This is a genomic window from Salipaludibacillus sp. CF4.18, assembly GCF_051262595.1.
GTDB lineage: Bacteria > Bacillota > Bacilli > Bacillales > Salisediminibacteriaceae > Salipaludibacillus > Salipaludibacillus neizhouensis.
This window is the reverse complement of sequence record NZ_JBIMEV010000029.1, coordinates 22899-41885: the sequence shown is the minus strand read 5'-3', so window position 1 is coordinate 41885 and position 18987 is coordinate 22899. Positions and strand designations below refer to the sequence as shown.

The 18987-nt window shown below is 38.7% G+C and carries 18 protein-coding genes and 2 pseudogenes; 13 read left to right on the top strand and 7 right to left on the bottom strand.

Annotated elements, in window-relative coordinates; translation table 11 throughout:
- Positions 1-40: 40 nt before the first annotated feature.
- Entirely contained in the window at positions 41-784 is a 744-nt protein-coding gene (locus tag ACHABW_RS16345) for a YqjF family protein (protein ID WP_435756729.1), read from the top strand.
- A 260-nt stretch (positions 785-1044) separates the two neighbouring features.
- On the opposite strand, the gene katG is transcribed toward ACHABW_RS16345, so the two are convergent.
- The gene (gene katG, locus ACHABW_RS16340; protein WP_435756727.1) at positions 1045-3228 is read right to left on the bottom strand and encodes a catalase/peroxidase HPI; all 2184 of its coding nucleotides are present in this window, start codon (positions 3226-3228) and stop codon (positions 1045-1047) included.
- 218 nt (positions 3229-3446) lie between these two features.
- Positions 3447-3674, bottom strand: coding sequence for a hypothetical protein (locus ACHABW_RS16335; protein ID WP_435756725.1), 228 nt, complete (start codon positions 3672-3674; stop codon positions 3447-3449).
- Positions 3675-4286: 612 nt separating this feature from the next.
- Here ACHABW_RS16335 and ACHABW_RS16330 point away from each other — a divergent pair.
- Together ACHABW_RS16330 and mmuM are read left to right on the top strand one after the other, a co-directional pair.
- Positions 4287-4634: a hypothetical protein gene (locus ACHABW_RS16330; protein WP_435756723.1), complete on the top strand. Its 348-nt coding sequence runs from the start codon at positions 4287-4289 to the stop codon at positions 4632-4634.
- A gap of 316 nt (positions 4635-4950) precedes the next feature.
- Entirely contained in the window at positions 4951-5916 is a 966-nt protein-coding gene (mmuM, locus tag ACHABW_RS16325) for a homocysteine S-methyltransferase (protein ID WP_435756721.1), read from the top strand.
- A 120-nt stretch (positions 5917-6036) separates the two neighbouring features.
- Here the strand turns inward: mmuM and ACHABW_RS16320 are convergent, their stop codons facing one another.
- Complete coding sequence (locus ACHABW_RS16320; protein ID WP_110937787.1) at positions 6037-6645, bottom strand: LysE/ArgO family amino acid transporter; 609 nt, start codon at positions 6643-6645, stop codon at positions 6037-6039.
- Positions 6646-6892: 247 nt separating this feature from the next.
- Here ACHABW_RS16320 and ACHABW_RS16315 point away from each other — a divergent pair, with 247 nt between their 5' ends.
- The 5 genes from ACHABW_RS16315 (at position 6893) to ACHABW_RS16295 (ending at position 10567) form a co-directional block, all read left to right on the top strand.
- On the top strand, positions 6893-7051 hold the full coding sequence (locus tag ACHABW_RS16315; RefSeq protein ID WP_435756719.1) for a hypothetical protein: 159 nt from the start codon (positions 6893-6895) through the stop codon (positions 7049-7051).
- A gap of 159 nt (positions 7052-7210) precedes the next feature.
- Positions 7211-8335: an RNA-guided endonuclease InsQ/TnpB family protein gene (locus tag ACHABW_RS16310; RefSeq protein ID WP_435756717.1), complete on the top strand. Its 1125-nt coding sequence runs from the start codon at positions 7211-7213 to the stop codon at positions 8333-8335.
- Positions 8336-8683: 348 nt separating this feature from the next.
- Positions 8684-9490, top strand: coding sequence for a PLP-dependent aminotransferase family protein (locus tag ACHABW_RS16305; protein ID WP_435756715.1), 807 nt, complete (start codon positions 8684-8686; stop codon positions 9488-9490).
- A 5-nt stretch (positions 9491-9495) separates the two neighbouring features.
- Complete coding sequence (locus ACHABW_RS16300; protein WP_435756713.1) at positions 9496-9738, top strand: hypothetical protein; 243 nt, start codon at positions 9496-9498, stop codon at positions 9736-9738.
- Between the two features lie 163 nt (positions 9739-9901).
- The gene (locus tag ACHABW_RS16295; protein WP_435756711.1) at positions 9902-10567 is read left to right on the top strand and encodes a cyclase family protein; all 666 of its coding nucleotides are present in this window, start codon (positions 9902-9904) and stop codon (positions 10565-10567) included.
- 245 nt (positions 10568-10812) lie between these two features.
- On the opposite strand, the gene ACHABW_RS16290 is transcribed toward ACHABW_RS16295, so the two are convergent.
- Positions 10813-11235 (bottom strand): hypothetical protein, encoded by a 423-nt coding sequence (locus tag ACHABW_RS16290; RefSeq protein ID WP_435756710.1) that lies wholly within the window; start codon positions 11233-11235, stop codon positions 10813-10815.
- A 282-nt stretch (positions 11236-11517) separates the two neighbouring features.
- On the opposite strand from ACHABW_RS16290, the gene ACHABW_RS16285 reads away from it, so the two are divergent.
- On the top strand, positions 11518-12711 hold the full coding sequence (locus tag ACHABW_RS16285; protein ID WP_435756708.1) for a DUF418 domain-containing protein: 1194 nt from the start codon (positions 11518-11520) through the stop codon (positions 12709-12711).
- A 33-nt stretch (positions 12712-12744) separates the two neighbouring features.
- Positions 12745-13512 carry a methyltransferase domain-containing protein gene (locus tag ACHABW_RS16280; protein ID WP_435756706.1) on the top strand — a complete coding sequence of 256 codons (768 nt, stop codon included), beginning with the start codon at positions 12745-12747 and terminating at the stop codon, positions 13510-13512.
- Between the two features lie 61 nt (positions 13513-13573).
- On the opposite strand, the gene ACHABW_RS16275 is transcribed toward ACHABW_RS16280, so the two are convergent.
- From ACHABW_RS16275 to ACHABW_RS16265, 3 genes are all read right to left on the bottom strand, one after another.
- Positions 13574-14785 carry a Bcr/CflA family efflux MFS transporter gene (locus tag ACHABW_RS16275; protein ID WP_435756704.1) on the bottom strand — a complete coding sequence of 404 codons (1212 nt, stop codon included), beginning with the start codon at positions 14783-14785 and terminating at the stop codon, positions 13574-13576.
- Between the two features lie 250 nt (positions 14786-15035).
- Entirely contained in the window at positions 15036-15449 is a 414-nt protein-coding gene (locus ACHABW_RS16270; RefSeq protein WP_435756702.1) for a universal stress protein, read from the bottom strand.
- A gap of 12 nt (positions 15450-15461) precedes the next feature.
- Positions 15462-16925 (bottom strand): SulP family inorganic anion transporter, encoded by a 1464-nt coding sequence (locus tag ACHABW_RS16265; RefSeq protein WP_435756700.1) that lies wholly within the window; start codon positions 16923-16925, stop codon positions 15462-15464.
- A gap of 207 nt (positions 16926-17132) precedes the next feature.
- Here ACHABW_RS16265 and ACHABW_RS16260 point away from each other — a divergent pair.
- From ACHABW_RS16260 to ACHABW_RS16250, 3 genes and pseudogenes are all read left to right on the top strand, one after another.
- A pseudogene (locus ACHABW_RS16260) lies at positions 17133-18188 on the top strand (NAD(P)/FAD-dependent oxidoreductase).
- Positions 18189-18220: 32 nt separating this feature from the next.
- On the top strand, positions 18221-18349 hold the full coding sequence (locus tag ACHABW_RS16255; protein WP_435756698.1) for a hypothetical protein: 129 nt from the start codon (positions 18221-18223) through the stop codon (positions 18347-18349).
- A 31-nt stretch (positions 18350-18380) separates the two neighbouring features.
- Positions 18381-18974, top strand: a pseudogene (locus tag ACHABW_RS16250) (ABC transporter substrate-binding protein); the annotation flags it as partial.
- Positions 18975-18987 lie beyond the last annotated feature (13 nt).

Genomic DNA, 18987 nt, shown 5'->3' with positions numbered 1-18987 from the left:
CAGTAAACATGTGAGAAAGAATCGTAGGGGGGACAGCATAATGTATCACGAACTAAATGAAGTGGAACATCGTCCATATCCGCTTCCAAAAAGTCCATGGCTTATGACGCAAGTATGGGATCAGTTGCTATTCATGCATTGGCCTATTCCTGTTGAGGAACTTAAACAGCATATACCACCAGAACTTGAGCTAGACACATTTGATGGAATGGGCTGGATTGGCATTGTTCCGTTTGCAATGAATAATATTAGAATGCATGGGTTGCCACAGGTTCCTTATGCTCAGTCCTTTCTTGAATTAAATGTGCGAACATATGTGAAATATAATGGAAAACCAGGTGTTTATTTTTTCACATTAGATGCAAATCATAAGCTAGCGGTAGCCGGTGCACGAAAATTATTCTCCCTACCATATGTTAATGCTGATATGGAAATGACAGAAGTAAATGGAAGGGTTGATTTTAAATGTGAACGAACACATCGAGGTTATCCGGATGCAAGCTTTCATGTAGCGTATCGCCCAACTTCGCCGGTCTTTACTGCTACCAAAGGAAGTATTGAGGATTGGTTAACAGCTCGATATTGTTTATGGACAACAAAAGGTAAGCAAGTTTACAGAGGAGATATTCATCATGCACCATGGGATCTACAAAAAGCAGAAGCAGAAATAAAAATCAATAAGATTGTACCATTTTTACAGGATGCCTATTTCGATACGGATCCGCTGCTTTTATACGCCCCATCGAATCGCGCCTTTGTGTGGAAGTTAGATCGTATCCGTTAATATAGTAAAGCAGGGGAAGGTCCCTTGATTCAAACCTACTGCTAGGGGAGCGGAAGAATCTTTCCTATATCTTATAGTTTTTCTTGTCCTAGGTGGATCAAATTAGATGGCAAAGGTGGCTCTAACCTATGTCCTTCTTCAATGTTTAACCATAAATGAAAAAAAGCCCTACAGATTATCATTTAGATAATCTTGTAGGACTTTTTTATACTATCAATTAATTGATAAATCGTTTATTTGCTTCATAGCTGTTCGCTTTATTACTTAATGTCGAAACGATCTGCGTTCATGATTTTGACCCAAACAGAGACAAAGTCGTTAACAAATTTCTCTTTGTTGTCATCCTGTGCATATACTTCGGAAAGTCCGCGGAGAACGGAATGTGAACCGAAAACGAGATCTACTCTTGTTGCGGTGCGAACAACGTTCCCAGTTTTGCGGTCGAGTCCTTCATAAATACCGCCGTCTAATGGTTTCCACTCGATTCCCATATCAAGCAGGTTCACAAAGAAATCGTTTGTGAGGGTGCCGACACGATCGGTGAAAACGCCGTGCTGAGTGCCACCGTGATTAGCTCCCAGAACACGCATACCTCCAACAAGTACTGTCATTTCATGAGCAGAGAGACCCAATAACTGAGACTTGTCTACAAGAAGCTCTTCTGAAGTTACAGCATACTCTTTCTTCTGGAAGTTACGGAAACCATCTGCTACAGGCTCAAGAACTTCAAAGTTTTCTACATCCGTCTGATCCTGTGTGGCATCGCCGCGTCCTGGTGTAAATGGAACTTTTACATCAAAGCCTGCATCTTTTGCCGCTTTTTCGACCGCTACAGTTCCGCCCAAAACGATCAAGTCAGCAATACTGACCTTTTTATCCAGGCCATTCTGAATGTTTTCAAGGACAGATAGCACTTTTGAAAGCTGTTCCGGTTCATTTCCTTCCCAGTCCTTCTGTGGAGCAAGTCGAATTCGGGCACCATTTGCACCGCCACGGTTGTCTGAGCCACGGAAAGTGCTTGCGGAAGCCCATGCCACTTTGACTAGTTCGCTTACTGTAAGGTCAGAGTCAAGGATTTTTGCTTTCAAATCTTCAATTTCTGCATCTGTTAATTTATAATCAACGGATGGAATAGGATCCTGCCAGATGAAATCTTCTTTTGGAACTTCTGGACCAAGATAGCGATCACGAGGACCCATATCACGGTGAAGTAGCTTAAACCATGCGCGTGCAAAGGTATCAGCAAATTCATCTGGATTCGCATGAAATCGACGGGAAATCTTTTCGTAGGCCGGATCCATGCGCATTGCCATGTCTGCCGTAGTCATCATGATCTTCACTTTTTTGTCTGGATTGCCTGCATCTGGTGCCATATGTTTCTCATCCGGATTAACAGGTTCCCATTGGTGAGCACCGGCAGGGCTCTTCGTAAGCGTCCATTCATATCCGAACAGTACATCAAAGTAAGTCATATCCCACTTTGTCGGAGTCGGAGTCCAAGCACCTTCAATTCCACTAGTGATTGTGTACGGACCATGTCCAGTTTCATGAGTACTCTTCCAGCCGAATCCTTGTGATTCAAGAGGAGAGCCTTCTGGTTCTTCACTGACATGAGTAGGTTCTCCTGCGCCGTGTGCCTTACCGAAAGTATGACCACCGGCAGTGAGTGCTACGGTTTCTTCATCGTTCATTCCCATACGCTTAAAGGTTTCACGGATGTCACGGCCACTTCCAAGTGGATCAGGCTCGCCATTTGGACCTTCAGGATTCACATAGATCAAGCCCATTTGAACGGCAGCAAGAGGATTCTCCAGCTCGCGTTCACCGGAATAACGTTTATCTCCGAGCCATTCAGTTTCAGGACCCCAGTTGACATCTTCTTCCGGATGCCAAATATCTTCACGTCCACCGCCGAAACCAATAGTCTTTCCACCCATTGATTCAATCGCGACATTTCCTGCAAGAACGAGTAAGTCGGCCCAAGAAAGCTTGTTGCCGTACTTCTGTTTAATCGGCCAAAGTAAACGACGTGCTTTGTCCAGGTTGCCGTTGTCAGGCCAGCTGTTAAGAGGAGCAAAACGCTGCGATCCGCTTGCACCGCCTCCGCGGCCGTCTCCCATACGATATGTTCCTGCCGCATGCCAAGACATACGAATAAAGAATGGACCATAATGTCCGTAATCCGCAGGCCACCAGTCCTGACTGTCTGTCATAAGGTTAAGAAGATCCTTCTTCATAGCATCGTAGTCGAGTTTCTTAAATTCTGAAGCATAATTAAATTCTTCCCCAAGTGGGTTAGTTTTTGTGTCATGTTGATGAAGAATATTCAGGTTTAGAAGGTTTGGCCACCAGTCTTTGTTTGATGTACCTTTAATAGATTTACCAGGGATACCTTGATGGGTAACCGGGCACTTTCCAACGTTCTCATTGTCTTTCATGTCCATATGTTTTTCCCCCTTTTGTTTCGAGAAGAGTAAGCAGCAAATTCTGCCTCTCCCCGTAAAAAAAATAATCTAAAAACAATATTCATTCTTACTTTATAATTATAATAAATAATAACTCAAAGAAAAAGCAAAATGCCTTAAATTTTAAAAATAAAATTTGTCTTGTGAATAAATGGTAGTTGAGATGCTCTTATAAGAAATACTATTAGACTCTGTATCTAGTTTTCCTCTACTGTGATTTTAATATCATTCACTGGAGCACCATAGTCTATATTAGCTTCGCCTTCCCCTATATATATCAATAGCCGTTCAATTTCCGTTTCAGAGTGAACAATTACTTTTTCAAAAAGTTCGTCTTCACTAACAGCCTGAGACTCCTGATTTCCGGAAGTAGCCACATCGGGATTAATAGTGTTATTCGGTTGGTCAGAATTAATTTGGATCATTCCGCATCCTGCTAGAGTTACAAACACTACTCCCACTACGAGTGTATATTTTTGATTCAAGAAAATTCCATCATTAATTATTTTCTTTTCATTAACAATATGTCTTAACCATGGATATAGTCGTTGTGAGTTTTGAAAGGTTACGTAAATAAACCATCAAAAGGTTTCTAATAGCTAGTGACGTGGTGGCAATTATAGACATTCGCCGTGGCAAGAGATTGAAGAATCAATAAGTTATCAAAAATTATGGAACTATAAATGAATTAAAACGTCTAATTATAAAGAGGCTTTTAGAAAAGTAGTCTAACTGAGAAGTCGAAAACCGGAGAGGTGGAGGGAAATAATGAAAAGACATTTTATACTAATTATCATTCTCTTCTTTATGCTGGAACTAGATTAGATTTCTTAGGCTTTAGGCTACTCGGACTGGATACCGATGTAATTTTTTGGTTCGAAAGTGATCCTAAATATATTATAAATATTAAATTAAAAGAGGTGTTATTGAATATCTAAAATAACAGGGAGGGGTCGGAAGAAAAACACATTCGTTCATATTTTATCTTTTATTTTTTGGAACGAATAGTGCGTTTAATTGGATAAGAGGTGAGAAGGATGAACTGTTGTTGTGAGAATGGAGAAACACATGATATTAGAATAGAAGGAGATGTTGGTGCAGATCCGATTTGGTGTAATAGGTGCAGTTGTAATCTGGACCTAGAAGACTTTCCGGTTTCCGAAGAATTAGCAAAGGAGTTGTCTTACTGGGCACTAAAGTATGGAGATTGGATCGATTGGGAAACAGATAAACTACTTCCTAATGGGGTTGAACTTGAGGCTGAATTTAATCAAATTGGAGTCGTTATGACGAAAAAGGTAAAGCAAGAAATGGAAGGTAGGTATAAAATTAAATTTCTGCCATCTACCAGTGCGAGGCGGTATGCAAAAAAGAGAAAGTTTTAAGGCAGTAATAGACTTAATGCTCGATTTCTATTTGCTGAGTTTTAGAGAGTGCAATTATTCTTCAAGGAAGTAGAGCTTTGCATTGAAAGATGAAAAGTTTTACAGTTTTTATGTTCAAGTAACGAATATTTGAATAAGAATGGTAAATTTCACGTCCAAAAACGCTCAGAGTTTAAGCTTTTCTAAAAATAGGGTAAATAAATTACCTATAGTTCCTATTGGTATAAAAAAAATTTTACTTCCATCGCCTATGTATTTATTAGATACTATTAAGATACGAAAAATAATAGTATCTAACGAAGAAAAGAGGTCACGTATGTCGATTAAAACAAACCCAATAAATGCTATTCTTCAGGAATACCCAACGATGATTTTGGACGGGGCGTTAGCTACAGAGCTTGAGAGGCATGGCTGTGATTTAGATGATCCCCTTTGGTCAGCACGGGTATTAATTGAAAAACCGGAGTTGATTTATCAGGTTCATGCGGATTATTTTCGTGCTGGAGCGGACTGTGTAATAACCGCAAGCTATCAAGCTACTGTGGAGGCTTTTTCCATGCGTGGGATTGAAGAAAAAGAAGCGTTAGAGCTGATGAAGAAAACAGTATCTCTTGCAAGCGAAGCAAGAGATGACTTTTGGAAAGAAGAAGGCACACAGACTGATCGACCTAAGCCGATGGTTGCTGCATCGGTGGGCCCTTACGGAGCTTACCTTGCAGATGGGTCAGAATACGTTGGAAACTACGGCGTGACAGATGAAACGCTACGAACATTTCACCGTGCAAGAATGAAAGCATTGATTGAGGCGGGAGCTGATTTGCTAGCCATTGAGACGATTCCTTCCTTGCAAGAAGCGAAGGTATTAAGTAATTTATTAAAAGAGTTTCCCGAAACCTATGCCTGGTTGACCTTCTCTTTGAAAAATGAATCGGCAATTAGTGATGGTTCATTGCTGGAAGATTGTGCGAAAGCTTTCGAGGACAATTATCAAATTGCTGCTATCGGTATCAATTGTGCGCCAGTTTCATTTGTCACGGAAGCTATCACTGCCTTACGAGCATTCACGGGAAAACCAATCATTGTGTATCCCAACTCTGGTGAAACATATGATCCAGACACGAACACATGGCACGGACAAAAGTCTCACGACAGTTTCTCTGTAAGGTCTGAAGAATGGTTTGATGCAGGTGCCAGTATTATTGGTGGTTGCTGCAGAACTGCACCGCATCATATTGCAGAAATTTCCAAAAAATGGCGGCCATCTTTAGAAGTATCATCGTAGCTAAAAAACATCTCCACACTTGTCTAAGCAAGTGTGGAGATGTTTTTTTCTGTTATGTTGTGATTAAGGATTATTTGAGAGGAACGTATTGTTAGTCAACACTGTTCTAATCGAAAGAAGCTATATTCCATAGAGGACCATATAGAAAGCAAGAATCCATATGGTGACAGCGGAAATTTTGTTAAATAAAATGCGAAATTTAAAGCTTTTGTCTTTATTTCCAATGAATTTGCCAATCAGAGCCAATATAGCAAAGTAAAACCAGGAAACAGAGGCTGTTGCCACCATAAACAACCACTTATCTATGCTATCATTAGCATAAAGTAGCGAATTCGTTCCAATCACACCGATAGTATCAAGCAGTGCGTGGGGATTCAGTAAAGAAACAGATATTGCAAAAATAATTTGTTTCCTTGCTGTTGCAGGGGAGGAATTCTCAGTATTCTTCACCGGTGTTTTCCAAATCGACCAACCTATAAAAAGCAAAAAGAAGAACCCACCAAAGATAAAGATGCTTTTAACTGTCTCAAAAAGTTCCGCTACTGCACTTAATGATAGAACGGCTATTAAAATTAGCAGAGTATCACACAATGATGCAGTGATGACCGCCGGCAGAGCTTTATAAAAACTAGGTTGATTGATTCCTTGATTGAAGATAAATAAGTTCTGAACTCCCATAGGTAATATGAGACCTAAGGCAAGTGTAAAACCATGAATAAATGCTTCCATATCATTACTCCTTTAAGTTGTTGTTTCTAATTAGAAGAGGGCGTTGCTTGAATCCACTCTTAGCGGACGGTTCCGCTTTTTCGAGGTGCTTTTCCAAATAGAATGAAATTACGAAAACAGCCTAATAAAATTCACTTAGCAGTTTTGCAACATTAGTACACAGTATAAGGGATATCGTTGCATTGTCACCATCCAACTGGTTGGTTACTACCCCAACCAGTTGACGTAATTGAGGGAGGAGATCATCATGATGAAACAGGAGTGGCAGCCGAACAGAAAAAGTGATATTCCAATTTACATACAAATAAAAGAGTATGTAAAAGAGAAAATTGCCATTGGCGAATGGCCGATAGGTACGCGATTACCTTCTCAAAGAAAGCTGGCATTGCTTTTTAACGAACTATAGCCAGAAGTCTCCTTCCTCAAAAATTTGGTAGAATTTTAGGTGGGAGATGAATGGCTCTTTTTGATCTTTTTTTCAGAAAACAAAATAGAAAAAACAAAGACAAATAGACAGTAGTTTGGTAAAATAAACCTACAAACATATGTTTGTAGGTGGCTTGATATGACCAAAAAGAACAAAGCATTCAAATTTCGTTTATACCCAACAATTGTACAACTTCACTTAGTGAAGAAAACATTTGGTTGTGTACGTTTTACATATAACAAAATGCTGAAAGATAGAATGGATACGTATGAGAAATTCAAGGATAACAAAGATATGTTGTTGAAACAAAAGCACCCAACTCCAGCTAAATACAAAACGGATTATCCGTTTCTGAAAGAAGTGGATAGTCTTTCTTTAGCGAATGCTCAAATGAACTTAGATAAAGCGTATAAATCTTTCTTCAAAAAGAATGCCAAGTTTCCAACATTCAAAAGCAAGAAACATAAGCAAACGTATACTACGAACGTTGTGAACGGTAATATTGAACTTTTGGATGGTCATCTCAAGTTACCTAAATTAAAATGGGTGAAGGTAAAGCAACATAGAGACATTCCAGAAACACATCGATTGAAATCTGTTACCATCTCGATGACTGGTTCTGGGAAAATCTACGCTTCGATTCTAACGGAATTTGAAGAAGCAACGAAACCCGTTGAACCTCATAACGTTGTTGGACTTGATTTTTCTATGAGTGAATTGTACGTGACAAGCGATGGTGAGAAAGCCAATTACCCTCGATTTTATCGTCAATCTCTTGAAAAACTAGCGAAAGAACAGCGAGTTTTGTCACGCCGTAAAAAGGGTTCCAGTCGTTGGTACAAACAGAAACGGAAAGTGGCAAAGTTACAAGAAAAAACAGCTCATCAACGTCGTGATTTCCTTCATAAAAAGAGTTATGCGTTGGCAAATAAGTACGATGCCGTCGCTATCGAAGACCTTGATATGAAAGGCATATCTAAGTCCCTTACATTCGGAAAAAGCGTATCTGATAACGGTTGGGGTAGGTTTACAACTTTCTTACAATACAAGTTTGAAGACCTTGGGAAACCATTTGTCAAAATTGACAAATGGTTTCCTTCTTCGAAGATGTGTTCCGAATGTGGGGAAGTGAAAGAAACGCTGCTTCTTTCAGAAAGGACGTATACATGTTCATGTGGGAACGAATCTGACCGTGACGAAAATGCGGCAAAGAATATTAAAAACGAAGGAAAAAGACTCCTTTCTGAAACAAAAATAGCCTAAATAATAAGTGGATCCGCTGGTTCAGCGGGGATAGCTCGGTCAATTTGGGTGGCTAATAAAAGCACCTATTATTCGAGAAGCCCCCTCTTCAACATTTGTTAGAATTTAAGTGGTGGGTAGTTCACAGTCAATAGAAGCACTATTGTAGAGGCATATGAAGAGTTAATAGCAGAAGGACTAGTAGAAGGAATTGAAGGTAAGGAGACGAAAGTCATCAATAATACCGGGAATATTGTTGCTTCTGCTACTCCAGACTGGGAAAGCTATGTGAAGGGGAGTACGTATAAACCCAATAAAGTATTTATTCAGCGGATAAATGAGGCGGAGTTTTTAGGAGAAACGATCAGAATGGGAACAGGTGAACTATCTCCATCGCTATTACCAGTCAAAAAAACAAATCAAATTCTTTCATCGTTGACTCTAAGCTCTGAACACTTAGGATATGAAGAGGCAAAAGGTTCTTATCCATTGCGGGTTGCTATTTGCAAATACATAAGGAAGTCCGGTGTAAATGCTTCACCAGACAGTGTGCTTATCGTTTCGGGGGCGTTGCAAGCCTTTCAACTGATTGCAAACGGACTTTTAAAAGAAAAGTCTTCGATACTCGTAGAATCACCATCTTACTTATTTTTGCTGAATGTCTTTCAATCGGCCAAAATGAACCTTATTGATGTTCCTATAAGTAAAATAAAGAATCAAGTCTCGATTTTGAAAACACTAAAAGCTCAACACCAGGCCAATTTGTTGTATACGATTCCAACCTTTCATAATCCTACGGGAATGACCTACTCTACTGAGGAAAGAAAAGGAATAGTAGATATTTGCCGATCTAATCAGTTACCAATAATAGAAGATGATGTGTATCGAGAACTTTGGATAGATTCACCGCCCCCGCAAGCTATGAAATCAATGGACCAGACCGGGAATATATTGTATTTAGGGAGCGCTTCAAAAATCCTAAGTCCGGGTTTAAGAATTGGTTGGATTGTGGGACCTGAAGTCGTTGTTAACCAGCTTGCTGATTTAAAAATGCAAATGGACTATGGCGCTTGTTCTTTCTCTCAAGCTGTTTTAGAGAAGTGGTTCACCAATGAAGATATGTGCGAGGAGCACGTTTATCATATTCGCTCTGAACTTAAACAGAGAAGAGATTGATGGAGTTGCTTGAAAAATATTTTTCCGAATTTGCCTCCTGGGAGGTGCCAACTGGATCTTTTTATGTGTGGGTAAAGTTTAATACAAGCATCGCCTTGTCACAATTATTTGATCTTGCTCTGAAGCAGCATATTCTTATTAACCCCGGAACGGTCTATCGAGAGAATGGTCCTTCCTATATTCGACTCTCGTATTCCTACGAAGCCTGGAAAAAATGGAGCATGGGATCAAAACATTGGCGAAAATAGTGAAGGGGATAAGATAGAAAAAACGAAGTAGGTCTCTTACGTTAAGTCTGCTTTCGTAAACGTTGTTGTGTTAATAGGACGGTAATGCGGTTCAGGATATCAATTAAAAATGGTAAAATATTCTTATAGGTAGATACAAAAAGGGGATGGGAGAGTGCAAAACTTGAAAAAAACATACATTGATTTAAGTCATACTATAGAAGATGGGCTTATCACGTATAAGGGTCTTCCAGCACCAATCATATGCGATTATTTAAGCAGGGAAGAATCCCGAAACCATTACGAAGAAGGAACAGAGTTTCAGATTGGAAAAATAGAAATGGTATCCAATACAGGTACGTATGTGGATGTTCCATTTCATAGATATGCCAGCGGTAAAGACTTGTCTGAGATGACAATTAATAAAATGGCAGGCTTAGAAGGCATTATGATTAATATTGATCAAAGTATAAAGGAAATTGGTGAGAAATTTTTTTACGACCATGATGTTGAGGGGAAAGCAATACTCATTCATACAGGTTGGGACAGGCACTGGAACACGGATCAGTATTTTGAGAGTCATCCCTATTTAACTGAAAATGCAGCAAAATACTTAGTGGATAAAAAAGTAGCTTTGGTTGGAATTGACTCTGTTAATATCGATGATACAGAGGGGAAATCCAGACCTGTGCATACGACACTATTAGGTGCAGAAATACTCATTGTCAAGCACTTATGCCATCTAGAAGAACTCGTAAACAAACGATTTATATTTAATGCTGTTGCACCAAAAATTAAAGGCTTTGGAACCTTTCCTGTAAGGGCGTTTGCAGAAACACAACAAGATTAAAATTTTTAGAGGATGTTTCAAAAAGGTAGTTTATTACCTCTTTGAAACATCCTCTTTTAGTATTAAAAAAATTAAAGAATTCATTTGGTCTAACACGTTATCTACATAAAAATTTCCTTTATTATAGTAATGGGTTCAGTAAGGAGAGAAATTGAATGTAATCGACACTCCATTTTCATTGAAATAACAACGTTTCCTCCTAAGCAACACGAAAATTTCCACACAGTTCTAACAAGGCCTAGTTATTACAAATTTCCCGACACAACCTTGAAAGTTGCTTCCTTATCGTTTCTAAAACTTCGAATTTGCTCATAATTCTTATCTAGATTTACTTTATATAGCGCTTGGTAATTTAATGTTTCGTTTGAATAATCGTCTGTTTCTTCCTCCGTAAAATGAATTTTCAAGATTTCAGCCTCTGAATCTACACTGAAGTTCCGAAAATGAAAGGCTTTTTCACCCTGTACTACGTTTTTCCCATTTAACATCACATAATAAGTCTTTTCTCCATCGGTGTAAAGGTGTGTTCCATTTGTCTCTTCTACACTTTCAAAAAAGGTATGAACACTTTTTGGAGTGTCCTCAAGCTTAATTTCTGAATATGATAATTCCGAACTACAACCTACTAAAGATAGAAAAAAGAAGGAAATCAACAGTGTTTTTTTCATATTCATACCCCTCAAATTTTTCTCGAAGTAATATCCATTTATTGTATAGAATACGCTAATTATAAGTTTATCACCTTCTTCAATAATGGGGGAAGAAGAAAATTAAAACTTTACTATAGAAGCACAAAATACTGGTGCTTTTTTGCGTTTTCGGTTAAGTAAAAGGAGCAGAAAACTTTTAATAATACTTTGTAAATAATCGTTTTGTAAATGTCATATTATGCTAAAATAAGAGAAGATTGTAAGGTGAGATATAAAACTATCGGAAAGAAGGAGTGACAATTGAAAACGGAACGTATTCATTTGATCGATGCAATGAGGGGGTTAAGTCTTTTAGGAATACTAGCGGCTAATGTGCTTATTTTTCAATATGGTTTGTTTGGAAAAGATGAAATTAGTTATATATCGGAGGCTGACTCTTCTTTTCATACTTTTCTTAAAATAGCAGTTGAAGGAAGCTTCATGCCGATATTTGCTTTTTTGTTTGGTTTTGGAATGGTTAAAATGCAGGAGAATTTACGTCGACGTAACTTAGCAGTTAAAAGAACACTTGCTTGGCGTTTTTTTCTTCTAATTGGAATAGGCTTCCTGCATAGCTTTTATTTATGGGAAGGTGATATTCTTTTATCTTATGGTTTAACTGGTCTGTTTTTACTCTTATACTTGAACAGAAAAACAAAGACGCTCCTCACATGGGCGATTATCCTTTTTACCCTTACTTCATTAGTAAGCTATGGTGACTCTTCTACTTCTTACATAGAGAATCCGGAACTTATGAATCAATATATTGAAAATACGAATACAATTAATAGCCAAGGTAGCTACTTACAGATCATGGATCACAGAAACAACGTAGATCCTTTAGCAGCAATGGGAATACCGGACGAACTTCTGATATTCATTATTGTCCTTGCCCCGCTTATTATAGCACCTGTATTTCTGTTTGGAATGTATGGCGCAAAAAAGGGTTGGTTTTCTGAGCCGGTTAAGCAACGTAGTTTTTACTTGAAAGGAGCCTTTTTATTACCGATTGGCCTTATGTTTAAAGCCCTGTACTACTTATTAGAAAACCAAGCCTGGACAGGTGTCCTGTTTGGTTCAGGTTCCATACTTTTATCCATCGGATATATTTTCTTTTTTGCTTACCTTTATGTGACGGTGAAAAATTCATCAATATTTAATTTATTTGGGTACGTTGTAAAACTTTCCCTTACAAATTATTTAATGCAGACAATCATTTGTACCACTGTATTTTATGGCTATGGACTGGGCTTATTTGGAGAGTTGGGCGTCATGTATGGTTTTCTATTTAGTCTTGTTGTTTATTTCGCACAGGTTGTTTGCAGTAAATGGTACCTTTCTTATTTCAAAATGGGCCCGGTAGAACGTCTTATTCGTATGATCATATATCTTTCAATATCGGGAAGACCCAAAATGAAAGATGTCAGCTCGGAAAAAGATAACATAGGGGCATAACAACGATAATTCTATATTTGAGGAGGATACGACATGAGTTCAATAAATGTATGGGATGCTAACTTGTATGATGATAAGTTGAGTTTCGTCTCTTATTTTGGCAAAGGTGTAGTAGATCTCCTAGAACCAAAAGAGGGAGAGAAGATCCTTGATTTAGGATGTGGAACCGGTGATTTGACTCATGACATTTCCGAGTCAGGTGCGATGGTTAAAGGAATCGATTTTTCAGCAGAGATGATTGAAAAAGCACGTGAAAAGTATCCGGAAATAACATTCGATGTTGAAAATGCCGAAAAATATAGAACTGAGGAAAAATTTGATGCTGTTTTTTCCAACGCTGCACTTCATTGGATGAAGCAGGCAGACAAAGTTATTGAATCGATTAATCTCGCATTACGGCCTGGCGGTAGGTTTATTGCAGAGTTTGGTGGGGAAGGAAATGTTCATTCTATTATTAAAGGGATCGAAGAGGTGCTCTTTCAAGATTATGGAATAGATGTTGCGGAAAGAAATCCATGGTATTTCCCGAGCATCGGAGAGTATAGTACGTTGTTGGAAGCGCACGGATTTCAGGTTTCATTTGCCCTTCATTTTGATCGTCCTACACCTTTAGCGGACGGTGAAAAAGGTTTAAATCATTGGTTAGATAGTTTTGCTGCTGACTTTTTCCCCGAGTTTTCCGCAAAAGAGAAAAAGGAAATTTATGAAAAAATCAGAAACTCTGCTCAATCAGCCCTTTACAAAGAAGGGGAATGGGTTGCTGATTATAAACGGATTAGGATTATTGCGATTAAAAAATAGTATGGGACTAAAAAAACAGGAGCATCTGCAAACAATTTTGTAGATGCTCCTGCATATTTAATCATGCTTTTTCTGTTTCCATTTTCTTTTTTGTAAGTTTAAAGAACGCAATCGATCCAATAAAAGATGTTATAAATAATGTTGCTCCCATCGGAATAGCGGTTGTCTCATTAATACCTACGAGTGGAGCCACCATGCTACCAAGTAATAATGGAAGCATTCCTAAAACGGCGCTTGCACTACCTGCACGATGTCCTTGTTTTTCCATCGCTAGTGTAAAGGAACTTGTTAGGATCATGCCCATACAAGTCATGTAAATAAATATCGGGATGACAAGTGCTGCTAGAGGACCTTCTATGATTGTCATAATAAGAAGGATAGAGGTTGCACTAACCGCTACGATTACAGCTGCTCGCAGCAAGCTTCGTTCATGAACAATGCCCCCAAAACGACCGATGATAAAACTCCCGATAATAATACCAAGTCCGTTAATGCCAAATAAAATACTAAAGACTTGAGGAGAGACACCGTAAATGCCTTGATAAACGAAAGGCGTTCCTGCTACATAAGCAAAACTTCCCCCGTGAATAAATCCAACGGTTAAGGCGTAACCGATAAAGGAACGATCTTTTAATAAATTTCCCATCGTGCGAATGGAATGGCCGATGGTACTCGGAATCCGCTTCTCTGGCGGTAAAGATTCCTTTAAACGTATCGCAGCAATCGCGACAATGATAAACCCAAGCAAGCTCAAAAAATAGAAAATCGTGTGCCAGCTGGCAAATGGTAAGAGTAGAATGGCCCCTCCAGCAATCGGTGCTGCCATTGGCGCTACTGCATTTATAACCATTAAAAGTGCAAAAAACTTGGTGAGCTCTCTTCCACTGAAAACATCACGCACTACAGCACGGGCAAGAACAATTCCTGCCGAGGCAGTTAATCCTTGCAACAATCGACCGATTACTAAGGTCGTAATGTTTGGTGCAACGGCACAGAGCAAAGAGGCTACTGCAAAGAGGAAAATAGATATTAACAAAGGTTTTTTTCGTCCCTGTGCATCACTGATTGGTCCAATAATTATCTGGCCAATCGCAAGTCCGATCAAACAGGTTGTTAAACTAAGCTGTACGAGGGAGGCACTTGCCCCTAAGTCATCCGCAATATCGGGAAAACTCGGTAAATACATGTCAATATTAAGCGGGCCTAATATGGCAAGCATTCCGAGAAGAAAAGCCAATTTCAAACGTTCTTTTCCTGTTGGATTATGAAGCATACATCATAAACACCTTTCCTACCTAGCTAAAGATAATCGTTGTTGGTTTCTCAGACCTATTTAATTATAAGGGATAACTGAAACTTAGTTAAGTAATATCCTAAAGGAAGACTACTAAGTAAGCGTAGTTTTCAAGATACCCTAGAATTAGCAGGGGAATGAAATAGGGAAGGGTGGTCGAGTTCTCGTTAGAGTTTCCAAAAAGTGTGGGGTGCAGATTACGGAAAAGGAGTTGCTAGTGGTGAGTTGTCTATTTAATTAACAAAACAGCACAATGAGCTCGTTTGGCAACTTTATGACTGACACTTCCTAGAACAAGTCCTTGTATGCCGTTAAGACCACGGCTACCGATAATAACAACATCGAACTGGTTTTCATTTGCATGCTTTACGATTGTTGGTCCAGGTTCGCCATGCAAGTATTCCACCTCATAGTGAATGGCTTCGGCCTTTATTAATTTTTCTGTAGGACTTACCTTTTCATCTCGTTTTCCTTGAGAACCTGTGGTATTCCAATTTTTTAATACATCGGATTTCGAGCTTTCAACTACGTAGACAATATGAATCGTTGCTTCCGGATTGCATTTCGCAACCTCAATCGCTTTTTCTGCAGCACGAAAAGCATGCTCTGACCCATCAGTGGCTAGTAAAATTTTTTTAAACATCTAAAGTCCCCCTTAATGACTATTTAATTTATGTCTTAATTTCTCTACCAAAAGTGTACTTGCTTCGTTTAGTCCAGTTAGAGTGACAGTCGTTCCATTGTCTTCAAACTTCGCAATAACTTTTTCCATGAAAGCTACCGCTGAATCATCCCAAATATGAGCGTGCGTTAAATTGATTTCAACCTCTTCTACGTTTTCTTTGAAATCAAACTCAGCAATTGGATCCGTGACAGAGGCGAAGAACAATTGACCGTGAATGACATAGGTTCGCTTTTTCTTTTCTTTATCGAGTTTGCTTAAGATATTTATCTTAGAAATTTTAGAAACAAAGAAAATGGCACTTAACAAAATACCTGCAAAAACTCCGATAGAGAGGTCATGCGTAATAACAACGACAGAAACAGTCACAACCATCACAATCGCATCGGTTGCGGGAACAATCCACAATGTTCGTAACGAATTCCAGTCAAAGGTACTTATAGATACCATCACCATTACCATTACCCCAGCTAATGCAGCCATTGGAATTTGTACGACAATATTTCCTAATACAATAATTAAGAGGATAAGAACTAGACCAGCGACTAGAGAAGACAATCGGCCTTTTCCTCCTGACTTCACATTAATAACAGATTGACCTATCATGGCACAGCCAGCCATTCCACCGAAAAAACCAGCAGCAATATTTGCAATGCCTTGACCACTACTTTCTCTGTTTTTATTACTATCAGTATCCGTCATGTCATCAACAATCGCTGCTGTAAGTAGTGATTCCAAAATACCAACGACCGTTAAAGCGAGGGCATAGGGGAGAATGATAGCAAGTGTCTCAAAAGACAAAGATACCTGTGGGAAAAGAAAAACTGGCAACGTCTGTGACAGTGTTCCCATATCCCCGACTGTAAAGACATTCAGGTCTGAGAACATCGCGAAAGCAGTAACGGATACAATCGCAACGAGGGTGGAAGGCACAGCCTTTGTAATGTACGGAAAAAGGTAAATAATTGCAAGTGTTGCCAGAGCCACAACCATGACGACCCAATTATCGCTGAATATATGTGGTATTTGAGACATGAAAATAAGAATGGCTAATGCATTCACAAATCCAACCATGACAGATCGTGGAATAAATTTCATAAATCGTGCTAATTTTAAAAGACCGAATATAATTTGCAAAACCCCAGTTAAAATAGTTGTAGCTAACAAGTATTCGAGTCCATACTGTGCGACCAAGTCAACCATAAGTAGTGCCATTGCACCTGTGGCAGCAGATATCATTCCTGGTCTGCCACCGACAAACGCAATAATTACCGAGATAATAAACGAAGCATATAAACCAACCATCGGATCAACGCCAGCAATAATAGAGAAGGCAATGGCTTCGGGTATTAACGCAAGTGCGACAACAATACCCGCTAAAATATCCCCTTTTATATTTCCTAACCACTCTACTTTAAATGTGTTGATAAGAATCATCTCCTGAGTTGTTAATTTAACTTAGGATTTAGCTTCGAGTATACTTTTATAACAGTAAAAAGGTGGAATAAATTCGAGGACACAACTTACTCCTTTTAATTCTCATTCAATAGTAGCAAAAGAATTAATTTGTAAAATTTAAGGTAATAACTTATACTTAATTGATAATGATAATCAATCGCAGTGTCGGTTGGAGGAGTGGTAGTAATGGAGAAAGAGGAACTTTTTGATGTAACGATAATTGGCGGAGGTCCTGCGGGGTTATTTTCAGCATTTTACAGCGGTCTTCGAGAGATGAAGACAAAAGTTATTGAGTATCAACCACACTTGGGCGGAAAAATTCATGTTTATCCCGAAAAAATGATTTGGGACATTGGTGGACTAACACCGATTCTAGGAGAAAATTTAATTGACCAATTAGTTGAGCAAGGTTTGACATTTAATCCAACTGTTCAATTAAACGAGAAAATAGAGTCTATTGAGCGGGACGGGGAATCCGGTAACTTTATGTTACACGCTTCTTCCGCAGAAAACACTATACTAAAACAGTAATTGTTGCAGTTGGTGGAGGAATATTGAAGCCTCAAAAAATAGATTTAGAGGGCGCAGAGAAATTTGAGGTTTCTAATCTGGCTTATGCGGTGAAATCTTTAATGCGCTATAAAGATAAAACGGTTATTATTTCCGGTGGTGGCAACTCTGCCATAGACTGGGCAAATGAATTAGAGCCAATTGCAAAAAAAGTTTATCTGACATATCGAAAAGAATCGTTATCAGGGCATGAGGCACAAATTAATCAACTGGTTAACAGCAGTGCAACTTGTTTTTATAACACATCGATCACTAAATTAGTTGCCTGCGAAAATCAGGAAGCGATCGAGTATGTCGAAATGACAAATCATGTAACCGGAGAAATAGAATCTTTATCTATTGATGAAGTAATTATTAATCATGGGTATGAGCGAGATAAAGCGCTCTTGGAGAATAGTGAGGTATCGATTGAACTAATAGATGAGTATTTCATTTCCGGGAATGCGGCAAGTGCTTCATCCGTAGAAGGTATCTATGCGGCAGGAGATATCCTTAAGCATGAAGGGAAATTACATTATAATAGCAGGGGCATTTCAAGATGCGGCAAATGCAGTAAATCAGGCCAAACAATATATTGAACCTGATTCAAGAAAAGGTGGAATGGTATCGTCACATAACGATATCTTTAAAAAGCGCAATCGTGAGATCATTAAGCAAATAATGACAAATTAAGAAGAAACAAACATAAGAATGGGGAAAACTAAATGACTATGAAAAAAATACCGCTCCTTAGTTTGACTGTCGTTTTAGTATCTATATTGGGTGCATGCGGATCAGAAAGTACGGAGCAGCGGTGGATGCAGAAAACTCAGATGGTATGGAAGAAACTATAGATGAACCCGAGGTGGAAGTTCTGAAGAACAGTATGAGGAGCTCTCAAAAATTGCTCCAACTGTTTTACTTCCATATGGTGAACTAGATTATCGAGAGCGCTTAAAAGAGTTTGGGAAGATCTTAAATAAAGAAAAGGAAGCGGAAGAATGGTTAACCAATCTCGATCAAAAACTGGAAAAAAAGAAAGATGAATTATTTCAGCATGTTGATCAAGGTGATAAAGTAGTAATAGTAGAGCTGGCGCAAAAAGAGATCTATTTAATGGGTATTTCCTATGGACGTGGTGGGGAAATTCTGTACAACGAACTTGATTTTAGTGCGCCATCGAAAGTAGAAGAAGCTGTGTCTGAAGAAGGATGGGCGTCTATTTCACTTGAATCTTTACCAGAGTTTCTTGGTGAAGCAGATCATATATTTTTAGGAGTTAGAGATTCAGAAGTAGGAATAGAAGGTGGAGAGGATAGAAAAGATGATGTTACCTCGCTTAGTTTGTGGGAGGAGCTCCCAGCAGTAGAGGCAGGTAATATTTATGAATATGAAGTACAAACTATGTATTTTCAAGACCCAATTGCTTTAGATAATCAATTAGATTTTATCGTCGAAGAAATGATATCGAGTGATTGAATGTTTGAAGTGA

Bases quoted from the DNA above. Each gene is read 5' to 3' on its own strand.
- ACHABW_RS16270 (WP_435756702.1), bottom strand. From the start codon at position 15,449: ATGTTTAAAAAAATTTTACTAGCCACTGATGGGTCAGAGCATGCTTTT.
- mmuM (WP_435756721.1), top strand. From the start codon at position 4,951: ATGTCGATTAAAACAAACCCAATAAATGCTATTCTTCAGGAATACCCA.
- ACHABW_RS16290 (WP_435756710.1), bottom strand. From the start codon at position 11,235: ATGAAAAAAACACTGTTGATTTCCTTCTTTTTTCTATCTTTAGTAGGT.
- katG (WP_435756727.1), bottom strand. From the start codon at position 3,228: ATGGACATGAAAGACAATGAGAACGTTGGAAAGTGCCCGGTTACCCAT.
- ACHABW_RS16345 (WP_435756729.1), top strand. From the start codon at position 41: ATGTATCACGAACTAAATGAAGTGGAACATCGTCCATATCCGCTTCCA.
- ACHABW_RS16310 (WP_435756717.1), top strand. From the start codon at position 7,211: ATGACCAAAAAGAACAAAGCATTCAAATTTCGTTTATACCCAACAATT.
- ACHABW_RS16305 (WP_435756715.1), top strand. From the start codon at position 8,684: ATGGGAACAGGTGAACTATCTCCATCGCTATTACCAGTCAAAAAAACA.
- ACHABW_RS16330 (WP_435756723.1), top strand. From the start codon at position 4,287: ATGAACTGTTGTTGTGAGAATGGAGAAACACATGATATTAGAATAGAA.
- ACHABW_RS16265 (WP_435756700.1), bottom strand. From the start codon at position 16,925: ATGATTCTTATCAACACATTTAAAGTAGAGTGGTTAGGAAATATAAAA.
- ACHABW_RS16275 (WP_435756704.1), bottom strand. From the start codon at position 14,785: ATGCTTCATAATCCAACAGGAAAAGAACGTTTGAAATTGGCTTTTCTT.
- ACHABW_RS16280 (WP_435756706.1), top strand. From the start codon at position 12,745: ATGAGTTCAATAAATGTATGGGATGCTAACTTGTATGATGATAAGTTG.
- ACHABW_RS16320 (WP_110937787.1), bottom strand. From the start codon at position 6,645: ATGGAAGCATTTATTCATGGTTTTACACTTGCCTTAGGTCTCATATTA.
- ACHABW_RS16315 (WP_435756719.1), top strand. From the start codon at position 6,893: ATGATGAAACAGGAGTGGCAGCCGAACAGAAAAAGTGATATTCCAATT.
- ACHABW_RS16335 (WP_435756725.1), bottom strand. From the start codon at position 3,674: ATGATCCAAATTAATTCTGACCAACCGAATAACACTATTAATCCCGAT.
- ACHABW_RS16255 (WP_435756698.1), top strand. From the start codon at position 18,221: ATGACTATGAAAAAAATACCGCTCCTTAGTTTGACTGTCGTTTTAGTA.